Below are 18,762 nucleotides of genomic sequence, written 5' to 3' on the forward strand. Positions count from 1 at the left end.
ATCGCAAAGTCCACTTTGTTGTTGCCCAACATCTGAACTGTCGGAGTTCCCGATCCCCCTTCAATAATGTTCACATCAAGGCCGTGCTTTTTGTAATAACCCTCAAGAGCTGCGGCATAAAAACCTCCAAACTCAGGCTCGGCTTTCCAGTTTAATGCTAAAGTCAGGGGCTTTGAAAAAGCGCTCGCGGAAAGAAAAAATACAAACACAAAGAGACTGGTCTTCATTGGTTACTCCTAAGAGAGTGAGGCGAAAGGACGCCGAGAAAGAATGGTTTTGTTAACAAGAGCAAGAGTCGCTATGAAGGCGAGCCCCATAAAAGATAATAATAGCAAAGCGCCAAAGACAATGTCCACTCGCTGTTGAGTGCGGGCCGAGTCAATCATCGCCCCCAGTCCGCCGCCGCCCACGAATTCTCCGGCAATAGCTCCAATAATGGCAAGCCCGGCAGAAACCTTGATGCCCGAATAGATATGCGAATAGGCCTGGGGAATTTTAAGCTTTAAGAGGGTTTGTAAACGCGAGGCCTGATAAAGTAGGAATAAATCTTTTTGAGACTCACTGGTGTTTTCTAAACCCATCAAAGTATTGGCTATGATCGGAAAGACCGAGACAATAAAACTTGAAGCGATCACCGTGGGGCTGCCAAAACCAAAATAAATCACAAGCAAGGGCGCAATCGCAATAATTGGGACCGTTTGAAAGAATATCGCAAAAGGAAGGATGGCTTTCTTCATGAGGTCAGAAAGAGAAAAAACAAAAGCGACCAGGCTGCCTAAGACAATGCTTAAACCAAGGCCGGCTAAGACATTCAAAAGTGTTTCAAAAAATGCCTGACGAAATTCCTCATGAAACTCCCCGAGGGTCTTAAATACAGCACTCGGAGATGGCAGAAGACTCTCACTAATAAACCCCTGACGCACCAGAAGCTCCACCAGGACCGTAAGAATCAGAAAACTAAGAAAAGACGGCAGATAACGTTTCATTCGCGAAGTCTTTCTGAAAGCAGTCTGACGATGCGATTCAAGACTTCCGACGTGCGCAAGTCTTCCGTGCGCTCTGAGGGAAGTTCCACCTTGTAATCTAAGACAAGCTTCGCACCTTCGCCTTTGAGCATAAGGATTCTTTCTGAAAGATAAGTTGATTCAAACAAAGAGTGTGTCACAAAAAGAATCGTCATCCGTTCGCTTTGCCATAACTGGTGCAGTTGGTTTTGCATTTCAAAACGAGTGTTTTCGTCCAGCGCGGCAAAAGGCTCATCCATTAATAAAAGCCGAGGCGAACTGACGAGGGCTCGCGCTAAAGACACCCGCATTTTCATTCCGCCAGAAAGTTCGTGAGGAAAGAGCGACGCCGACTCTGCGAGCTTCACCTTTCTTAGGCAGTCCATAATGCGGGTGTGTTTTTCATCTGAAACTTGCCTAAGATTCTCGATAAGTTCAAATGGAAGAGCGACATTTTCATAAACCGTTCGCCAAGCTAAAAGATTCGGCTCTTGAAAAACAAAACTGAATGAAGCGGGGGCTTGGGAAGAAAGATGCAACTCCCCTTGAGTTGAAGATTCCAATCCTGCAATCAGTCTAAGCAGTGTGGATTTGCCACAGCCCGAGGGGCCGACGATAGACACGAAAGAGCCAGGCTCAATATTCAGGTTCAGCCCTTGAATCACATCCCTTTTAGGGAAGCTTTTGGAGAGATTCTGAATACGGATACCCAGCGCTTCTTTCACGCATTAAGTCCTGTGGGGTTTTTGAGGGGGTATAATAAACGAATGTGAGAAAAAGCGTTTTATCATTTTGAGACACTCTTTTGGGAAACCAGTAAATTCTCTCTATAACCATGAAGATAGGGCTATTTCTGTATCAAGACAAGAATTGATCACTACTTCTTTGACACCTGTAAGGCCCGTTGTCGCTGAAGAGTCCTGAGCTCGAAATGGCGGGGGGCCTGGTTGGCACTCGGCTTGCTTTAGAAGAGAGTATCTGCAAGGAGTGATTTATGAAAAAGCAAGTACTAGCAACAGTCATCGCCATGATTCCTGCTCTGGGATTTGCGAAAGTTTCAGACTTTAATGATCTTATTACTGAGAATGTTAAGGTACAAAATGAGCTTCACTCCACAGTGAAACATAACGTGGAAGAAGCCCGAGAAGGTGTGGCCGCGGCTGATGTTCGTGAGCGCATCGTTGTCGTTGAAAACTCAGGCGTCTCTTATAATGCGCCTACAAAGAAGGATCTTTTGGCCTTTAAAAAGGAAAAAAGAAGCCACCGCGCCTCAGAAGAGAAGCAGTTTGAACGCCTTGCTAATGAAATCAATTCATTGGAAGAGTAGTTTAAAGAATCAGCTTTCTTAATTCTTGCTGAGAATAAACATAATCCGCATAAACCATGGTGTTGGTGATATTTCGATGTCCCAACGCCACTTGGACCAGCCTTAAATCCTTTGTCTTCCTATACAGCTCGATCGCAAAAGTATGTCTTAAGGCATGGAACTTCTTTGGAACGGGGCGATACATTTCCCATATCTGATAGAGCCGATGATAGCTAATGGGGAACACCTTGGTTCCTCCTTGGGCTTCAGCAAAACGATGAAGTCGGGAGAAGATCTCAGAGTGAATGGGGATTTCCCGGTCATTAGAGCCCTTGAGACCCCTGATAAAGATGCTTTCGTCGTACGTATTTAGATCGCTGCGTTGAATGTTTAAAACCTCTTGAGCCCGGGCGCCAGTTCGCAAAGCCACCCAAATCATTAAACAGTTGCGTGGATCTTTATCTTGAAAATCTGTGAGAATTTTTCGCAAACGTTCTGTTTCGGGTGGGAGTAAATATTTGTTCTTGTTGAGTTGATACCGAGGTGCCGTGGACATATCTCATCATTGAAAAGTCTAGGTGGGTTTGACAAGATCATTTCATCGACTCACTGCGTCCAATCTTGTGATATGTAAAAATATTTAGTTTAGATGCAGTGCGTATAGTGATGCTGCGATGCGGCGACCAATCGTCCTCAAAATATCTCATATAAAATATCTAATAAAATCATATATTTAACACTAAAACTTATAACTATAAGCTTTAGGAGAATTTGAAAAAGGGGGTGTAGGGCTATGCCTTTCGCAATTCTTTTGTGGTTTCAAATACTTAGATTGACACCTCAAAAGAGGATCTGTGAGTATATCTGTATTATACAACGCTTTATATTGCATATAACAATATAAATATTGTGAAAAACAACAGTCCGGAGGGGCTTGATGGAAAAAGACAGTCTAGACCAGACTCTTCAAGGTTTTGAAAAAGGGAGCTTTGACGAGGGGTTTATTGAGGGGGATTTAGGGCCCCGATCAAAGACGTCTTTAAGGATGCATTATGAGGCTCAGGTTTCGGTCATCCAAAAGCAGCTTGGAAATTTAGAGGAAATTCGCGGGGAATTAGGCCTTTCTCAGCGCAAAATGGCCCAACTTCTTTTGGTCGACCCCTCAAGTTGGACTCGATGGACAAAACAAGGCGATGAAGCTCCCCCTCATATTTGGAGGGCCTTGCAATGGTATTTAGCTCTTCGCGAGAAGATTCCAGGACTTACGCCCCAATATTTCATCAGCACGCATCCCCAGGTTTTGCATCAAAAGGCTCTTCAAGAGCTCGAGATGGAGCGCCAGCAGCGCACGGAAAGCATGGAAAATCTGTCGTCCCAACTGCAGTCTCAGTTGCAGGTTTTATCCACGGAGCGAACGGAGCTTTATGGTGAAATTGGGCAACTCAAAAAAGACCTGAATTTTCACAAGAAGATGAGTATAGTCATCCTTCTCACTAGTATTTTTTGGGCCCTTGCGGTGCTCTGGTTTTGGAAAGGTCTATGATTAAGCACGACTCAATTCGCCTTTTAGCGACACAAAAGATTTCAGAAGCTATTCAAAAGATGGGACAAAACCTCTCCGAAGAAGAGATCTACAAGGCGCTTGTTGAACCTCCTCAATCTGAAATGGGAGACCTGGCTTTTGGTTGCTTCACTTTGGCTAAGGCTCTAAAAAAAGGCCCGCCTCAGATTGCAGCAGAGATTGCACAGAATTTCCCGGCCGACGCAAATATTGAAAAGATTCAGGCGGCGGGACCCTATTTGAACCTCACTTTTTCCTCCGCCTGCCACGGGAATAAAATTATCGACACGATTTTAGATGGAAGCTTTTTTAAGAAGCAGCTTGTCGAAAAATCACCACGCACGATGATTGAGTATTCTCAGCCGAACACTCACAAAGAGCTGCATGTAGGACACATGAGAAATCTTTGTCTGGGTGACGCGATTGTGCGCATGCTTCGTTACAGTGGACGAGACATTGTTTCCTCCACCTTCCCCGGTGATATGGGAACACACGTCGCTAAATGTCTTTGGTATATGAAAAAACACAATCAAGAACCTATTCCCGCGGTGGGAAAAGGGGAGTGGTTGGGACGTATGTACTCTAAGGCAAACCTTCTATTGGAAGATCAAGTAGGAACTTCTTATGAGGATATTAATAGACAAGAACTGACCGAGATTCTTCGTCAGTTGGAATCTAAATCAGGCCCCTACTTTGATCTCTGGAAAGAAACTCGCGAATGGTCCATTGAGCTCATGAAGAAGGTTTATGCCTGGGCTGATGTTCATTTTGATGAATGGTATTTTGAGTCAGAGATGGATTCTCCTTCGGCGCAATGGGTGAAAGACCTCTACGAACAAGGGAAACTGCAAAAATCAGAGGGTGCTATCGGCTACAATTTGGAATCGGAGAATCTTGGTTTCTGTATGCTTTTGAAGTCTGACGGAACCGGGCTTTATGCGACCAAAGATTTGCTTTTAGCAAAACATAAGTTCGAAGACGTTCACATCGAAAAGAGTGTTTATGTCGTCGACATGCGCCAGGCATTGCATTTTAAACAAGTCTTTCGAGTCCTGGATATTCTTGGTTTTGAACAGGCCAAAAACTGTTTTCATCTCCAGTATAATTATGTGGAGCTTCCAGATGGCGCTATGAGTTCGCGCAAAGGAAATATCGTTCCTTTGACAGAGCTGGTTCATCGCATGGAAGATCATGTTAAAACGACCTATTTAAGTCGCTATCAAAATGAGTGGTCTTCTGAAGATATCGAAATGATCGCGGGCCAGGTGGCGAAAGGTGCTATTTTTTATGGCATGCTTCGTATGGATACAAACAAGAAGATTGTTTTTGATATGAATGAATGGCTGAAGCTGGATGGTGAGTCTGGCCCCTTTGTTCAATACTCTTACGCACGCATCGCCAGCTTGGGAAGAAAGTTTTCACGAACCCAGATGAAAGTAGACTGGAGTGTATTAACTCACGCTTCGGAACGTCAATTGATGCAAGCGCTGTTCGGATTTAATTCTTCCGTGGCGCAGGCCGCGGAAAACTTTAAACCTGCGGCAATCTGCACTTATTTGTATGAGTTGGCGAAAAAGTTTAACGTCTTTTATCATGAGTGTCCTATCGGAACAGAAAAGAATGAAGCTGTTCGCGAAGCTCGTTTGGCTTTGAGTTCCGCCGTGGGGATCACTCTGAAACAAGGCCTTGCTGTCTTGGGGATTCCGGCTCCAGAAAAAATGTAGTTTCAACAGTAGCCCTCGACGTTTTTCGGGGGCTATTTCATGATTCCATCTTCATCCGCTAATTCGCCGCATTAACGCTAGTCTTTTTACTCAAAACGACCCATGATCTCCTCGCAATTACAAAAAGAAGGAGCCTACGTTGGGAACTTTTGAGCTTATTTCTAAGCATGGAGACCATGAGCAAGTTGTTTTCTGTAACGACCCTCATGTTGGATTGAAGGCGATCATTGCTATTCATAACACTTCTTTGGGGCCTGCTCTGGGCGGTACCCGTATGTGGAACTACAAAAACGAAGATGAGGCTCTTATTGACGTTCTTCGTTTATCTAAAGGCATGACTTATAAAGCTGCGGCAGCCGGTTTGAACCTTGGTGGTGGTAAGGCTGTTATTATTGGAGATCCTAAAACTCAGAAGTCAGAAGGTCTTTTTCGCGCCTTCGGTCAGTTTGTAAACTCTTTGAATGGTAAATACATTACTGCAGAAGACGTTGGAACTGGCGTACAGGATATGGAGCACATTTACATGGAGACTCCTTGGGTGACGGGCATTCCTAAGGATTTCGGTGGTTCCGGAGATCCATCTCCCTACACAGCGCACGGCGTTTTGATGGGCATTAAGGCTTCTGCGAAGGAAAAATTTGGCACGGACTCTTTAAAGGGCATTCGCATAGCTGTTCAGGGGCTTGGAAATGTGGGCTCCAACTTGGTGAAGTACCTTAAAGAAGAAGGTGCGATCATTACTGTGGCTGATATTGACATGAGCCGTACCAAGCTTGTTGCGGAAGCAAATGGCGCTAAGGCCGTTTCTCCTGATGAGATTCTATTCACTGAATGTGATATTTTGGCTCCTTGTGCTTTGGGTGCAGTCGTTAACGATCAAACTATTACGAAGTTTAGAACAAAAGTGATTGCTGGCGGCGCAAACAACCTTTTGGCAGAATCTCGCCATGGCGATCAGCTTAAAGAACTTGGTATTCTTTACGCTCCAGACTATGTGATCAATGCCGGCGGTTTGATGAACGTATTTGTCGAACTTGAAGGATATTCACCTGAACGTGCTTTTGAAAAAACAAAGCGTGTTTACGATAACATTCTTAAAGTTTACGAAATTGCGAAACGTGACAATATCGGGACTCACACAGCTGCGGACCGTTTGGCTGAAGAGCGCATCAATACGATCGGTCGTTTGAAACAGCGTCATCCAGGTAAGTCGTCTCGCTCTTTCACAACGTTGAAAGAAGTTTATAACCGTTAATTTCTTCGTGTCGCTGCTCTCGGATGAGGTCTCTAGACTGTCCGCGAGCAGCCTTCTCGTGACTCAGGCACTTTGCATCATTGGCAAAGTCGCACAAAAGTATAATCTCCTTCGTTATTGACATCTCGCCTCGACCAAAGAACAATCTTCTCTCGTAAGTATTGAAAAGTACTTCTCATATATTGATTCAGCTAACAGCGAGGGATTATCTTGAGCACTAAGTTTTCTAAAGAAGAATTGAAATCTCCAGATCAGGTCACGAAGACTCTCAGAGAAGGTTTCGTTTGGACTACAACTCATTCAAAAATCGTTATTACGGCCGTAGCGGTTTTTGTAGTCATCGGTCTAGGTGCTTCTATCGCAAATTACATGACCGAGAAAAAGGAAGTAACTCAGCAAGAAAAGTACTTCCTTCTTGAGAAAGCCTATACTGAGAAAAAGCGTGGGTATGAAGAAGCCGCACGTGCGGAAGTGATGGCGAATCAAGCTAAAGACAAAAAAGAGGCTCCCAAATTTGATCCAGCAAAAAAAGCTTCTGGTGATCTTCAGAAAGATTACGGGACTGAGGTTGCGGGCTTTGAGGCGTTTATTTCTGAATCTCCTAATACAAAAGCAGCGCAAATGGCAGCACTCAACTTAAGCGAGATTTATCTCTCTTACAAAAAGCATGAGGAAGCTTTGACGGCTCTTCAGAAGGTTGAAAAAGGCCTCAGCAAAGGTGATACCTTGACAGCTCTTGTGCTGATGCAAATGGGGAATGTTCAAGCTGATAAGAACGATTGTAAAGCTGCGATCGAAAAGTGGCAGACTCTTGCAGATTCCAAGGCTTTGGCGTTTGCGCAGGATGAAGCAAAATTGCGCATGGGACTTTGTTACGAATCCATGAACGATTTAGCAAAAGCGGAAGAGATCTATACAGAAATCGGCAAAAAAGAAGATCAGAATACAACCGATTTTACGGCAGCAAAAGAAGCTCAAAAATATTTGCGCCTTCTAAAAGCTAAAAAGAATCTTTAATCAGAGGATTTCATGAAGTCAGTTCTTCTCGGGTCTCTTTTTCTGGCGCTTACAGGGTGTGCGACTATTAACCACACTCTGGAGCAGTGGAGCTCTAAAAATAACAGCAAAAGAGAATACGAAGTAAAAACCGCATGGATTCGCCAAACGACGGGCAAAGACAATCTGGGGTTTCGTAAGATCAATCGTATGACTCCTTTGTTGGTCGGAGAGTTGATCATTCAGGGAAATGGTCTAGATGGAATTGTCGCTTATGAGCGCGACACAGGTCGCATGAAATGGCGCCTTCCTGTTCAAAACGGAGTTGAACCCAGTGCGGCCGCCATCAAAGATCGTCTTTTTGTTGGGGCTAGCGACGGGAATTTTTATTCTGTCGAGTCTAGCACGGGAAGAGTTCAATGGACCTTCCCAACAAAAGCAGAAAATTTAGCGCCCCCCCTGTTGGACGAGGGCGTGGTCTATTTCCTTGCTGGGAATAACGTTTTTTACGCTCTAGATGCGGCCACAGGACGTCAGATTTGGTTGTACTCTAGACAAGACACATCTCAGTTCTCTATTCGTGGAGGTAGCCAGGCGGCCCTATACAATGGAATGCTTTATGTCGGCTTTTCGGATGGGGCTTTGGTCGCATTGAATGCAAAGTCAGGCGCTGTCGCTTGGGAACTTCAGTTAAATCGCAATAAAAGATTCCGCGATATTGATGCAACTCCCGTCGTTGAAGGGAATCAGATCTACATTGCAGGCTATGATGACAAACTTTACTGCGTTTCTGCAGATAAAGGCGAGATCTTGTGGCGTGTGGATGGTGGCGGCTACAGTGCCATCACTATGTTAGGAGACAAACTCTTTTATCCGACGACGAACGGCGAAGTCTGGGCTCTAAAGAAGAATAATGGCGAAAAGGTCTGGAGTTACAAACTCAAGGAAGGCATCGCCACGCAGATTAAAAACTATAAAGGGTCTTTGGTTTTTGGGGAGTCTCAAGGAAAGTTGAGATTTTTAGATGCCAACTCTGGGGCTGAACTTGGCGCGATGGAGCCAGGACGCGGCATTCTTTCCGCGCCTCAAGTGGATGAAAAAAACAATCGCATCTACTTCATTTCAGGTGAAGCCAATCTCTATGCGATTGAAGCGGGCTGGATTAAAACACCTTATTTTAAGGAGTAAATTATGAAAAAACTGCTTCTGACTCTACCTCTTTTATTTGCTCTTGGGGCGTGCTCCCACGGCAACTGCCGAACCCAGAAGATGACCGATAAGGCGACACCCGGAAGTGAGGTCCCGATGACTAAGTCCGCAGGAACAGATCGCGTGAAAGTTTATAAAGCTGATGGATCTCTTCAGTGTGGCCAAGGAAAGATGATTCCTTTGGTTGAAATGCAGAAAGAGCTGAAAGGTATTCAGGTTTTTTCATCCGTGAACAAGAATGACGGCATGATGCGCATTCAACTTTGCGGAAGCCCCACTGGGAATTCGAATGTCTATGAGATTGACCGCAAGGATTTAGAAGCGGCCTTAAAAGCCGGTTTTAAAGAGTGGACCTTTGAATAGAAAATGAAGTAGGGGAGTCTCCGTCTCACTCTGAGACGTCTCCCCGTTTTACAGGTGAGTGACAATTAAGGAATTTCACCTGTCTCTCCGTTTGAGAAATCCAGTAGTCTCCAATACTTAAGGATGGCCCTGAAGTTTGCATAGTACCTCTGTGAGGTGTTTCCTATGCGTAAGATCTATGTACTGCTGGTTGCGTTTCTGATTTCAACCCATGGTATAGCGGTGCCTGTTCGTGCTGAAGTCGCGGCTGAACATAAGGTGCAGTTATCTCAATTGGATTATCTTCTTGCCGTGGATCGTTTGGATTTCTATTCCGATGGTCTGGCTGACTATTTAATGGATCACGATCAAAAACTCGCGGCTGAAGCGATTCGCCGTATTGAGCCTGAAGACTACGCCAAAGAAAAGTTTCACTTTCAAGATCTGAACAACCCAGACAAGTGGAATGAACTTATTCTTTCTATGTTACATAAGAAATTTCCAGAATTTAAAAATCTCACTCTTAAAGATATCGAGTGGAACTATAACTTTTTCCGTAAGAAGTTAATGGAAGGTTTTAAAGCCGATGCTATCACCTTGAAACGTGAAGGCTCCGTGTCTTCTTTGAATAATGAACCTGTTTCTTTCAACAAAAGATCCATCCCCAATGTCGCTGGCGACACGATTTTGCTGGATGCTGAAAGATATATCTCTGAAAAAACGACCCGAGCCCTTTTCTGGGACGCAGCTTTAACTCATAAATCAATTGAATTTCATATGGGCACTGAGCGGGACTTCCGTCAAAGAGTGTCTCAAGAAGAACGCGAAGTGGTCGCGGAAGTTAAAACTCGTTCTGCGAACTACAATAAGATCTATTTGGTGTTTGATCCTCGCTCAAAAGAGTATTCTTACGCCTTTACGCGTATTTCCGGTGACGATCGCGTGAAACATTTGATCGCTCAACTTCGTATTTTGAAGTTCGAAGGCAAAGTGGCTTTGAAAAATGATTTTGTTCGTGTTTACGGTAACGCCAACGCTGTTCACCGAGAACAAGAGCGCCGCTTGTCTGAGTTATTTAAGACATTGCCAAAAGCAGACATGGTGGTTATCGGCCAAAAATCAGCTATCGGCAATGTGATTGCCATGGCGGGCATGATGGCTCAAGTACAGCCCAACATCAAAGAGGCTGTGGGCGCAGAGCGTTCCCAGCTGCAAAAGCTTTCTCAGAAAGTGGCTGAAACGGGAACTTATTTTTCAGTTACAACAAAAGCTTCTGTAGTAAAAACGGAATTTGAAAAAATCCCAAGCCCGATGAGTTCAAGTTATGAAATTTTCAACTCTGAGCAATCGAGTCATGACGTTTCTGACGTTCTGCTTGAAACGAAAGACGGAAAGATCGTGCGCTGGAGGTTTATCTCTAACATGTGGGGAGATGAAGTTATCCCCGTAGCGCGTGCAATTAGGAACTCAGGACACGAGAAGGTGGTCTACATTGGGACTGCGGGGGCTATCATTGATAAGGGGCTTAAGGTCGGCGATGTGGTTGCTCCCTCTAAGACCTACACTCAAGCAGGAAAACTTCTTGATCTTGAAAGACCTAGCTATGGAACTGAATTTGTTAAGACGGGCATGACCTTGGGACAAGTGACGTCGCCTTTTGATGAAACCAAGAAATGGTTCAATCAGTGGAGTGGTAAAATTGATGTGGTCGAACTTGAAACAGGTTATCTTAAAGAAAATCTGGGATCTCGAGTGAGCTTCCAGCCTTATCTCCTGGTTTCTGACGTGGTCGGATCCGAGCATGAGACTTTGGCTGTGGCGGCGGCGGATTCTGGTAAACGTAAGAATGGACAGTTGAAACTTCTTGAAAGCCTTTTTGTAAACAATGGCATCAAAGCTCCGATCTCTAATTTTGAAATGATCTCTTCTGAAAAAGTTATCAAAGCCATGTATCAAAAAATTGATGCATTAAGGCCTTCCCGTGATGTGACTTCGAAAGTCCAACTGACTCAGCTTGCTATCCGTAAGGGACTGACGACGACGGAAGAATTGGAAGCCTTGATTAAGGCAGAGCCAGCTTTTGATCGTCAGCTTTTGATGGATAAACTTGAAAAGTTCTCTGGGGCCTTGGAGACGGTTTCTAAGAAGATCGCTAACGTCAGCTTTGCGATTGTCGGCGGCGAAGAATTCTTAAATGGAACTTGGAATCCGAAGAAGGCTTTGAAACTTCAGTTGATGGCTGGAAATATGACAAGTGCCGATGCTATGAAAGTTTACGGTTCAGAACTCAGTCGTGTCCAAGCAGCTCTGGGTAAAGAATTGACCATCGAAATGATCTCTTTCGATGCGGAAAAAACTCGTCAAGCGGTGTTTTTCAACTCACGCTCTCAACGAGTTTTGGCTCAGCACTATGAAAATAAGATTTTAAAGAAATTGGGTTTAACTAAAGAAATTGATAAAAACGGTGGTGTTCGTTTCCGCGAAATCACTGAGTCTGCTGGAGGTATGAGATGCGAAGCCATCCTTTTGTAAAAAGAACTCTTCCTTGTTTGGCGGTGGTATTGGCCGTGACTGTACACTCTATGCCAGCGCATGCAGGGTTTTTCGACAAAATGGTCGCTGCAGCAGCACAGATTCTGAACTCATCTAAGTCACAAACGATGAAAACGGCGACCTATGACGGTGGGCCGCAAGTGGCGACTCAAACGCAAGGGACTCCTAAAGTCGAGTTTTCTGTCGAAACTGATTTTATCAACAACATTGTAAAGTCCACGCAGTCGACAAATGCTTACGTATCAAATGCGCTACGTAAGACGTCTCGAGCGGTGGCAGAAAAAGTGGATTTTGTTAATACGGAAACACACACCGAGATCATTCCAGAATACACAGAAAAAGGTCTCACGTTCCGCCTTCGCTATGATGAGACGGCTGTAAAAAGCCCCGCTCTTTTAGTGAAAGACTTGGCTTTGATTACAATGTTAACGTCAACCTCTTCCTTTGGAAGTCACTCGCCCGCGTTCTCTGGATCATTGGATAATAAGATTCATGCTGAAGTGGAGTCGCCTCATGCCGTGGCGGAACTTTTAACGAATGTTCGCGAAGGAAGTCCCACGGCTAAAGCGCGCTGGAATGCTTTGCAAATTGATCTTCTTCAAAATGTTGAATTGAAACCGCTTTTCGTTCAGGAAATGAAGTTAAACTCTAACATTATTGAAGAAATCCGTACGGAACTTAAGGATCACTCTGAGAAATTGGATGCAGAAGCGGCTCAATTTGCCCGTAAACAGCAAAAAGCCCTTGATAAGTGGAAGTCTGAGACGGGTTCTTTGGACAAATTGGAGGCTATGCAGGAAAAGCTTGATGATTTGATCTTGAAAAATGACAGAAAAGGAGTTCGTCAGTTGCTGGAGGCTTATCTTCCTTGGGCTGTGATGGAACCTGTTGAGGCCAACACCTGGAAGATTTGGCTTGAAGCGATTGAAAATCCTAATCATGAAAAATCCACGGTGGCTTTCCGTGGTCTTAAATACGACACGGATAAGATTCAACGTCGTCAAACGTCTCAAGGTGAAATTTTTGGTTTCATGTCGACGGTTCTCACGAAGAATCAAGGCAGCTACACACGTCGCTTGAGATCTCTTTCAACAAACCGCGAAAAGAATGGTGATATTGGTTTTGCAAATCATGGTTCTCAAGTGAGATCCATAAAAATTACGGATCAAATGACAGCTCATGCGAAAGACCCCAAGGCCTCTAGTTTTATCTCTTTCACTTATGATCCCGCGATTGCATTTCGTTTTATGGGTCAAAACGTGACAAAGGAAGTAAAAGGGGAGAAGGTGTCGGTTCCCTACGGTGGCATTTTGGTCGTGAAAATGGATTCTCGCCGTATGATTCCAAATATTCCTTCGATGTATTCAACAGAAATTGAACTTTTGGCTCCACTCATCGTTTTTCCGGATGAAGTTGTGACTTACAAAGAGGGCTCTTTTAACAAAGATTATACTTACGAGATGTTTGTTAAGGACGTCTCCGATAAGACGAAGATTAATTTCTCTTCTTGGGCGGCGGCAAAAGACACTAACGACGAAGGTCTTAAAGAGCGTTACAATCGCGAAGGTCATGAATTCTTCAAACAAATGACAGAAGTGAACCTTAAGGCGATGAGTTGTTCTAAAGTCTTTTAATTTATGCCGTCCTTCATGCTATAGTGATCTCTTCTGAGTGTTAAGGGGGATCACTATGGAAATTGGATTTCTTGGCGGCGCGGGTACAGTGACAGGATCAAAATTTCTGGTCCACCATGATAATACAAGAATCCTTATTGATTGTGGTATGTTTCAGGGGCTTAAAGAGCTGCGCCTATTAAACTGGGCAGACCTTCCTTTTAATGCCAAAGATATCGACGCTGTCATTTTAACTCATGCCCATCTGGACCATTGCGGGGCTCTTCCTTTATTGGTGAAAAAAGGTTTTAAGGGGCCGATCTACTGCACGGATGCGACTCGGGAACTTGCTAAAATCATTCTTTTAGACTCAGCAAAAATCCAAGAAGAAGATGCGGAATACGCAAATAAAAAAGGCTTTTCAAAGCATCATCCGGCATTGGCTCTCTATACGGTGGAAGATGTTGAAAAGACTTTACCTTTATTTCAACCCCAAAAACTTCATGAACAATTTGAAGTCGGCTCTTTAAAAGTTGAACTCTACAATGCGGGACATATTTTAGGGGCTTCTTCAGCTCTTGTTTCTAACGGCTCAAAAAGTATCTATTTTTCCGGGGATTTAGGACGAAACAATGATCCCTTAATGTGGCCTCCAGAACCTCCGCAAGACTGCGATTACCTTGTGATGGAATCCACTTACGGGAATCGTGATCATTCCACGGTTCCCTCTAAAGAAATACTTAAGGAATGCATCTTAGAGATCGCAAAATCAAAGGGGGTTTTGCTGATTCCCAGCTTTGCCGTGGGAAGAGCGCAAAATCTTGCCTATGAAATTGTTGAATTGAAACGGGCAGGGGAAGTTCCCTCGCAAATCCCCGTTTTCTTCAACTCCCCTATGGCTGAAGATGTTTCTGGACTGTATGAAGATCACGCGACAGGACACCGCCTTGGTCCAGGACAGTTCGCCGAAGTGATGTCTGAAGTTCATATCGTTAAAACAGCCGAAGAATCCAAAGCTTTAAATCAAAGCCCTGGCCCCATGATTATTATTGCCGCCAGCGGAATGCTTACAGGAGGCCGGGTTTTACATCATCTAAAAGCCTTTGCGCCGGATCCCAAGAACATTTTGTTATTGGCAGGTTTTCAAAGCCCGGGAACTCGTGGCTGGAGTTTATTAAATGGATCTCAAGATGTAAAAGTTCATGGAATGTACGTGGATATTCGCTGTAAAGTCGTTCCATCAGATTCTTTTTCAGCCCATGCAGATCGAAAAGATCTTTTAAATTGGATTAAAGCGGCTGATCAGAGACCCGGAAAAGTATTTCTGGTGCATGGAGAAAGTACCGCCGCTGATGAGTTGCGAAGACGCATCCAGGATCAACTTAAATTGGATGTTGAAATTCCGAAAATGAATCAAATTATAGGCCTCTAAACGAATACCTTCGAAAAGGCCCATACTCATCGTTACATAATATAACTTATCAGAAGAATGTATGTCTCTGCTTAACCCTCGAAAATCTCAATAAAACAGTCTCTTTCCGAGTCTTCAAACCATCTACTTTCAAAGACTCGGAGGACAGTTTTCCAATTTGCATACTCTGATCTTGCCGATAAAGTTTCCGTTTGAGAATTGTGGATCCCGTTTCCATCGAGGCCCGCTTTTTTCTTTAAACCTGAATTCAAAGACACAAAATCGAGGGACCATCGAGGGATTATTATTTAGCATCAAATCCTGCCTCATATACTCAATAGAATCTGGGGTTTCGTTCGGATTTTGCCCTAGAAATACATGATTAAATCCGTAATCAGATTCCACAAGGCCCGAAGGGGGCGTTAAATCCGTGCTTTTCCGAGCCTGCATATGAGTCCCCCAAAATCTTTGATCACAAACAACATTAAATGAGACCTTGTCCAGGGCGCGATGGTAGTTCATTCCGGAAATCGAGAAATCGACCCGGTATTTTCCCTCGGAGAGATCTATTGTCGTTTCCCCCTCACCGCCTTTTCCAGAGCTTTTCTTTTGTTTGAGTTCCTGTGGTCCTAAATAGCAGAATCTTACGGAGTATTCGGAACCGTAATCTTCACTTCCTAGGTTGATATCAATACGAGAGAGCTTATTGACGAAAGATTTATTGTCTTCAACAAGACCTCTCATGGATTCACCAGCTATTGAAGTTTGCAGTTTGCCTTTGCTGTCCACGGCCGTGATCGAGTCGCCAAGGCTTCTTTTGGTTCGACAAACACAAGCTTCGCCCCCCGGCTTCAAATTCTTCGGATCGCAAACCTCGCCGGTAGAAAGATTTAAACACTCCTGTAAATCCAAGGGGGTCTTATGTTGAATGCTGGCGTTGCACGCATAAAGCTGCTCTCCGGTCGAAGGGTCGACGAAAGTCTCTATGAAGGTTTCGCCTCTAGCAACAGAGGCGTTAATAAAGAGCGTCACTGCTAAAATGATCAGGCTTTTCACGGTTCTACCTCGTGCAATTCATTTTTATAAAATCTGCTGACTGCAAAGGGTACGATTCAAAAATAGGAGATTCTTTTTTCATCTTAACGTCAGTCATTCGCACAGTCCCCATGCCTGAATTGTCTAAACCTGCTGTAAACTCCAGTGTTAAGCGCTGATGGAATTTCTTATTACCCAGCTTCATACAGGTGGATGAGTTTGCGCAAATAGAGGCATAATAAGAAGGCCATACAGTCGTTTTAATGATCCCATCAAGACCATTGATCGTCTCTTCAAGGTCCACCTGCTGATTGTTGCCGCCCAATCCGGGAACTCCATTCAGAGTTGGAACCACGCCCAGTTGGCCTAATGTTGTTAATCCAGGAATATTATCAATTCCCACCGTACTTCCTTCGACTTCAAAACGATGGATCAACATTTGTTTAAGGCCATTAAGAAAAATGGCGTAATCGTCCGTGGGATTTTGAAAAGTTGCGACGATACGATACTTGCCGCCATTCTTAAATAGATTGTCGGGGCTTCGATAGCCGATTCCTTTTGCAAATCCCTGCCAATTCGGAGGAATCAAGCCGCCATCCCACCACTCTTCAATAAGTTCAGGATTTCGATTTTTATGCAGCTTGAATAATTCGATTTGACCAAAAAAAGGCTGCATATAATTGGAGGTACTAGAACAAGAGCCATTCAAGCACTTCTTCTGTATAAGATTTGAGACAAAAAAGGAAAGATTGATTTCAGTACTTTCTCTTTCTGTTTCAATATGGACATTTCCCCAATCGGAATCGACATTATAGTCAGTTATAAACTGAGGCGTCCCTCGACCAAGATCTTCGGAAAGCCGTAGGAGCTTTGATGATGGAGAAATATTGATTTGAATAGGGCGACTTCCAATGTGCTGGACGTCTGTGCTTATTCCAGAGTCATCGCCGGCCACTAAGACATTGAGATTTGCAAACATGTCTTGAGCTTCAATTCCTAAAGAATCCAGATAGGCCGGATCCAGACATTTGGGGTTCAAAACAGGTTGAATCATAAACTGATTTGCAGAGCGAATCTTTATGAAACACATATCGCCATGAAGGACATATTGACCATCAACTCCTTTTTCGACCTGGCAGTATTTCTGCTGTTCTTTGGCGATCAAAGGTTCTCCGCCTAGGTCAACGACCCGGATGTCGATACAGCTGCGAAGGAAATTATATTGTTTAGAGAAGCTTTCTTTGCTTCTGGCAGAGTCCAGAGAAATATTGGTTTTTGAGTTTTCCAGACTGCAAACGCCGGGGTTGTAAGAATCAAAGATATAGTTCTTCTTTGAATCGGTACTTGCCCCCCATTTTACAGATCCTAAAGTGATCATGAGATATCGCCCGACATCCTGTTGGCATTTAAATGCCTTGGAGGCCGTGACAAGCTGTTTTCCATCATATGTCCCCCAAGATCGAGTCTCGGGGGACATATACATTTGAACTCTTTCGTCATTTTCAAAAACACAGAGGGCATGGGCTGCCGATCCATAGATTAAAAAAACAACGCTCAGGAGAAGAAGCGATACTCCTCTGCCTTTGTTATACCAATTTTGTACTACATTAACTTTAGACATCGTCCTTCTCCCTTTTAGTTGTCCTATCTGCAGTCGCCGCCAGCGCAGGCATCAGCCAGATAGCTCATCTCGATCTTTGAGTGCGTGCAAACATCCGCACCATGTTTTTGCCATTTTCTTTGTTTAGCCGTAGTGGGGTTGTCTCCGTTTGTCTCTTCAAAGACATAGCGAATTTTACAGAACTTCGTTGCGCGAAGATCTTTGAGATCTTTGTCCGTAAGATCCACTAGCTCTGTAAAGCCACCAGAGGAAGTGCTATGACTGCTGCCTTGATACTTGAAGTCCGCCTTGATGGGCATAAATGAGCTGAGGAAGAGGTCGTTAAACTGAGGAACAGAGTTGCTATCAATCACCCAGTTTTTGTCGTCACACTCCCCGTCGGCACAGGATCTATTTTGAAGGCTGCAAATAACATAAGCTTTATGCTTAAGTCCGGCCATCTCACTGTAGCCATCATTAGGTGCACCGAAACCATAGTCGGTAACAGACGCTTCAGCCAAAACATTCCATTTGGTTGCGAAGTTCGTGTAATCGATTTGCGATCCACGGTAGCAGATATCAACGAAGTATTTCGCGTTATATAATTCAGTACCTAGATTGAAAGAGAGCTTTTCCAAGACGTTCTTGTAAGCATCCACTTCATTAAAGGTCTGCGCAAATTTACCCGTGTTAATACTAGAAACTACATTGGACGTAGGATCTACACTTTCACCCCAAGGGCGATGACTGACGTGCAGATAATTTCCGTATTTACGGCCCTTATCCGTTGTACAGACGCAAGCATTCTTAGGATCTGGAGTTGACGGAGGTGGAGGTGTTGGACCTCCCCCATGGAAGCTAATCAGCTCCAGAGAATGTGGCTTCGGCTTAAATCCACCATCACAATCCAAGCCTTCACATTTTGGAGTACAAGCTTCATGGGTGGTCGCCGTATAACAGGCTACTTTGTCGCCCCCGTATTTATCTTCAGTCAACAAACCCGCGTTACACGGATAAATGCTAGGCCCCGAGCTGTTCACTCTAAAGCTGTAATTTACCTGGATAGCGTTTGCTTGAATCGCCATCAGGGTGACAGCCGTCGTGGCCATCGCTTTCACTAAACGTTTCATGTTGTCTCCTTTCCCAATTAAGG

At 44.2% G+C, this 18,762-nt stretch carries 17 protein-coding genes; 10 read left to right on the plus strand and 7 right to left on the minus strand.

Features of this window, described 5'->3' with window-relative positions:
* From ACM64D_RS00315 to ACM64D_RS00325, 3 genes are all read right to left on the minus strand, one after another.
* The coding region (locus ACM64D_RS00315) for an ABC transporter substrate-binding protein (RefSeq protein ID WP_415061181.1) at window positions 1-227 on the minus strand (227 nt) is incomplete at its 3' end.
* 9 nt (window positions 228-236) lie between these two features.
* Entirely contained in the window at window positions 237-986 is a 750-nt protein-coding gene (locus ACM64D_RS00320; protein ID WP_415061182.1) for an ABC transporter permease, read from the minus strand.
* Window positions 983-1,729 (minus strand): ABC transporter ATP-binding protein, encoded by a 747-nt coding sequence (locus tag ACM64D_RS00325; protein ID WP_415061183.1) that lies wholly within the window; start codon window positions 1,727-1,729, stop codon window positions 983-985. Before ACM64D_RS00325 ends, ACM64D_RS00320 begins: the two co-directional genes overlap by 4 nt.
* A gap of 269 nt (window positions 1,730-1,998) precedes the next feature.
* Between ACM64D_RS00325 and ACM64D_RS00330 the strand changes: the two genes are divergently transcribed.
* A complete protein-coding gene (locus ACM64D_RS00330) occupies window positions 1,999-2,331 on the plus strand; it encodes a hypothetical protein (protein ID WP_415061184.1) in 333 nt (110 codons plus the stop codon).
* Window position 2,332: 1 nt separating this feature from the next.
* Here ACM64D_RS00330 and ACM64D_RS00335 read toward each other — a convergent pair whose 3' ends face one another.
* Complete coding sequence (locus ACM64D_RS00335) at window positions 2,333-2,866, minus strand: tyrosine-type recombinase/integrase (protein WP_415061185.1); 534 nt, start codon at window positions 2,864-2,866, stop codon at window positions 2,333-2,335.
* 381 nt (window positions 2,867-3,247) lie between these two features.
* Between ACM64D_RS00335 and ACM64D_RS00340 the strand changes: the two genes are divergently transcribed.
* The 9 genes from ACM64D_RS00340 to ACM64D_RS00380 all read left to right on the plus strand — a co-directional run bounded on the left by ACM64D_RS00340 (window position 3,248) and on the right by ACM64D_RS00380 (window position 14,995).
* Window positions 3,248-3,853, plus strand: coding sequence for a hypothetical protein (locus ACM64D_RS00340; protein ID WP_415061186.1), 606 nt, complete (start codon window positions 3,248-3,250; stop codon window positions 3,851-3,853).
* Window positions 3,850-5,595: an arginine--tRNA ligase gene (argS, locus tag ACM64D_RS00345; protein WP_415061187.1), complete on the plus strand. Its 1,746-nt coding sequence runs from the start codon at window positions 3,850-3,852 to the stop codon at window positions 5,593-5,595. The genes ACM64D_RS00340 and argS overlap by 4 nt, the downstream gene beginning before the upstream one ends.
* Before the next feature lie 139 nt (window positions 5,596-5,734).
* Complete coding sequence (locus ACM64D_RS00350; RefSeq protein WP_415061188.1) at window positions 5,735-6,850, plus strand: Glu/Leu/Phe/Val family dehydrogenase; 1,116 nt, start codon at window positions 5,735-5,737, stop codon at window positions 6,848-6,850.
* A 210-nt stretch (window positions 6,851-7,060) separates the two neighbouring features.
* Window positions 7,061-7,867: a tetratricopeptide repeat protein gene (locus ACM64D_RS00355; protein WP_415061189.1), complete on the plus strand. Its 807-nt coding sequence runs from the start codon at window positions 7,061-7,063 to the stop codon at window positions 7,865-7,867.
* A 12-nt stretch (window positions 7,868-7,879) separates the two neighbouring features.
* Window positions 7,880-9,034 carry a PQQ-binding-like beta-propeller repeat protein gene (locus ACM64D_RS00360; protein WP_415061190.1) on the plus strand — a complete coding sequence of 385 codons (1,155 nt, stop codon included), beginning with the start codon at window positions 7,880-7,882 and terminating at the stop codon, window positions 9,032-9,034.
* 3 nt (window positions 9,035-9,037) lie between these two features.
* Window positions 9,038-9,418 carry a hypothetical protein gene (locus tag ACM64D_RS00365; RefSeq protein ID WP_415061191.1) on the plus strand — a complete coding sequence of 127 codons (381 nt, stop codon included), beginning with the start codon at window positions 9,038-9,040 and terminating at the stop codon, window positions 9,416-9,418.
* A gap of 165 nt (window positions 9,419-9,583) precedes the next feature.
* Window positions 9,584-11,929 carry a hypothetical protein gene (locus ACM64D_RS00370; RefSeq protein WP_415061192.1) on the plus strand — a complete coding sequence of 782 codons (2,346 nt, stop codon included), beginning with the start codon at window positions 9,584-9,586 and terminating at the stop codon, window positions 11,927-11,929.
* Window positions 11,908-13,584: a hypothetical protein gene (locus ACM64D_RS00375; RefSeq protein WP_415061193.1), complete on the plus strand. Its 1,677-nt coding sequence runs from the start codon at window positions 11,908-11,910 to the stop codon at window positions 13,582-13,584. The genes ACM64D_RS00370 and ACM64D_RS00375 overlap by 22 nt, the downstream gene beginning before the upstream one ends.
* Window positions 13,585-13,639: 55 nt before the next feature.
* Window positions 13,640-14,995, plus strand: coding sequence for an MBL fold metallo-hydrolase (locus ACM64D_RS00380; protein ID WP_415061194.1), 1,356 nt, complete (start codon window positions 13,640-13,642; stop codon window positions 14,993-14,995).
* 129 nt (window positions 14,996-15,124) lie between these two features.
* On the opposite strand, the gene ACM64D_RS00385 is transcribed toward ACM64D_RS00380, so the two are convergent.
* Genes ACM64D_RS00385 through ACM64D_RS00395 form a run of 3 tightly spaced genes read right to left on the minus strand, consistent with a single transcriptional unit; the run spans window position 15,125 to window position 18,739 of the window.
* Window positions 15,125-16,030, minus strand: coding sequence for a hypothetical protein (locus tag ACM64D_RS00385; protein ID WP_415061195.1), 906 nt, complete (start codon window positions 16,028-16,030; stop codon window positions 15,125-15,127).
* 4 nt (window positions 16,031-16,034) lie between these two features.
* A complete protein-coding gene (locus tag ACM64D_RS00390; protein WP_415061196.1) occupies window positions 16,035-17,630 on the minus strand; it encodes a hypothetical protein in 1,596 nt (531 codons plus the stop codon).
* A gap of 23 nt (window positions 17,631-17,653) precedes the next feature.
* Window positions 17,654-18,739, minus strand: a complete 1,086-nt coding sequence (locus ACM64D_RS00395) for a hypothetical protein (protein ID WP_415061197.1) — start codon at window positions 18,737-18,739, stop codon at window positions 17,654-17,656.
* Window positions 18,740-18,762: the final 23 nt, after the last annotated feature.

This window comes from Bdellovibrio sp. (assembly GCF_047637665.1).
GTDB lineage: Bacteria > Bdellovibrionota > Bdellovibrionia > Bdellovibrionales > Bdellovibrionaceae > Bdellovibrio.

Excerpts from the sequence above, each read along its gene's own strand:
- ACM64D_RS00320 (WP_415061182.1), bottom strand. The coding sequence starts at position 986 with ATGAAACGTTATCTGCCGTCTTTTCTTAGTTTTCTGATTCTTACGGTC.
- ACM64D_RS00330 (WP_415061184.1), top strand. The coding sequence starts at position 1,999 with ATGAAAAAGCAAGTACTAGCAACAGTCATCGCCATGATTCCTGCTCTG.
- ACM64D_RS00335 (WP_415061185.1), bottom strand. The coding sequence starts at position 2,866 with ATGTCCACGGCACCTCGGTATCAACTCAACAAGAACAAATATTTACTC.
- ACM64D_RS00340 (WP_415061186.1), top strand. The coding sequence starts at position 3,248 with ATGGAAAAAGACAGTCTAGACCAGACTCTTCAAGGTTTTGAAAAAGGG.
- argS (WP_415061187.1), top strand. The coding sequence starts at position 3,850 with ATGATTAAGCACGACTCAATTCGCCTTTTAGCGACACAAAAGATTTCA.
- ACM64D_RS00360 (WP_415061190.1), top strand. The coding sequence starts at position 7,880 with ATGAAGTCAGTTCTTCTCGGGTCTCTTTTTCTGGCGCTTACAGGGTGT.
- ACM64D_RS00365 (WP_415061191.1), top strand. The coding sequence starts at position 9,038 with ATGAAAAAACTGCTTCTGACTCTACCTCTTTTATTTGCTCTTGGGGCG.
- ACM64D_RS00370 (WP_415061192.1), top strand. The coding sequence starts at position 9,584 with ATGCGTAAGATCTATGTACTGCTGGTTGCGTTTCTGATTTCAACCCAT.
- ACM64D_RS00375 (WP_415061193.1), top strand. The coding sequence starts at position 11,908 with ATGCGAAGCCATCCTTTTGTAAAAAGAACTCTTCCTTGTTTGGCGGTG.
- ACM64D_RS00380 (WP_415061194.1), top strand. The coding sequence starts at position 13,640 with ATGGAAATTGGATTTCTTGGCGGCGCGGGTACAGTGACAGGATCAAAA.
- ACM64D_RS00390 (WP_415061196.1), bottom strand. The coding sequence starts at position 17,630 with ATGTCTAAAGTTAATGTAGTACAAAATTGGTATAACAAAGGCAGAGGA.
- ACM64D_RS00395 (WP_415061197.1), bottom strand. The coding sequence starts at position 18,739 with ATGAAACGTTTAGTGAAAGCGATGGCCACGACGGCTGTCACCCTGATG.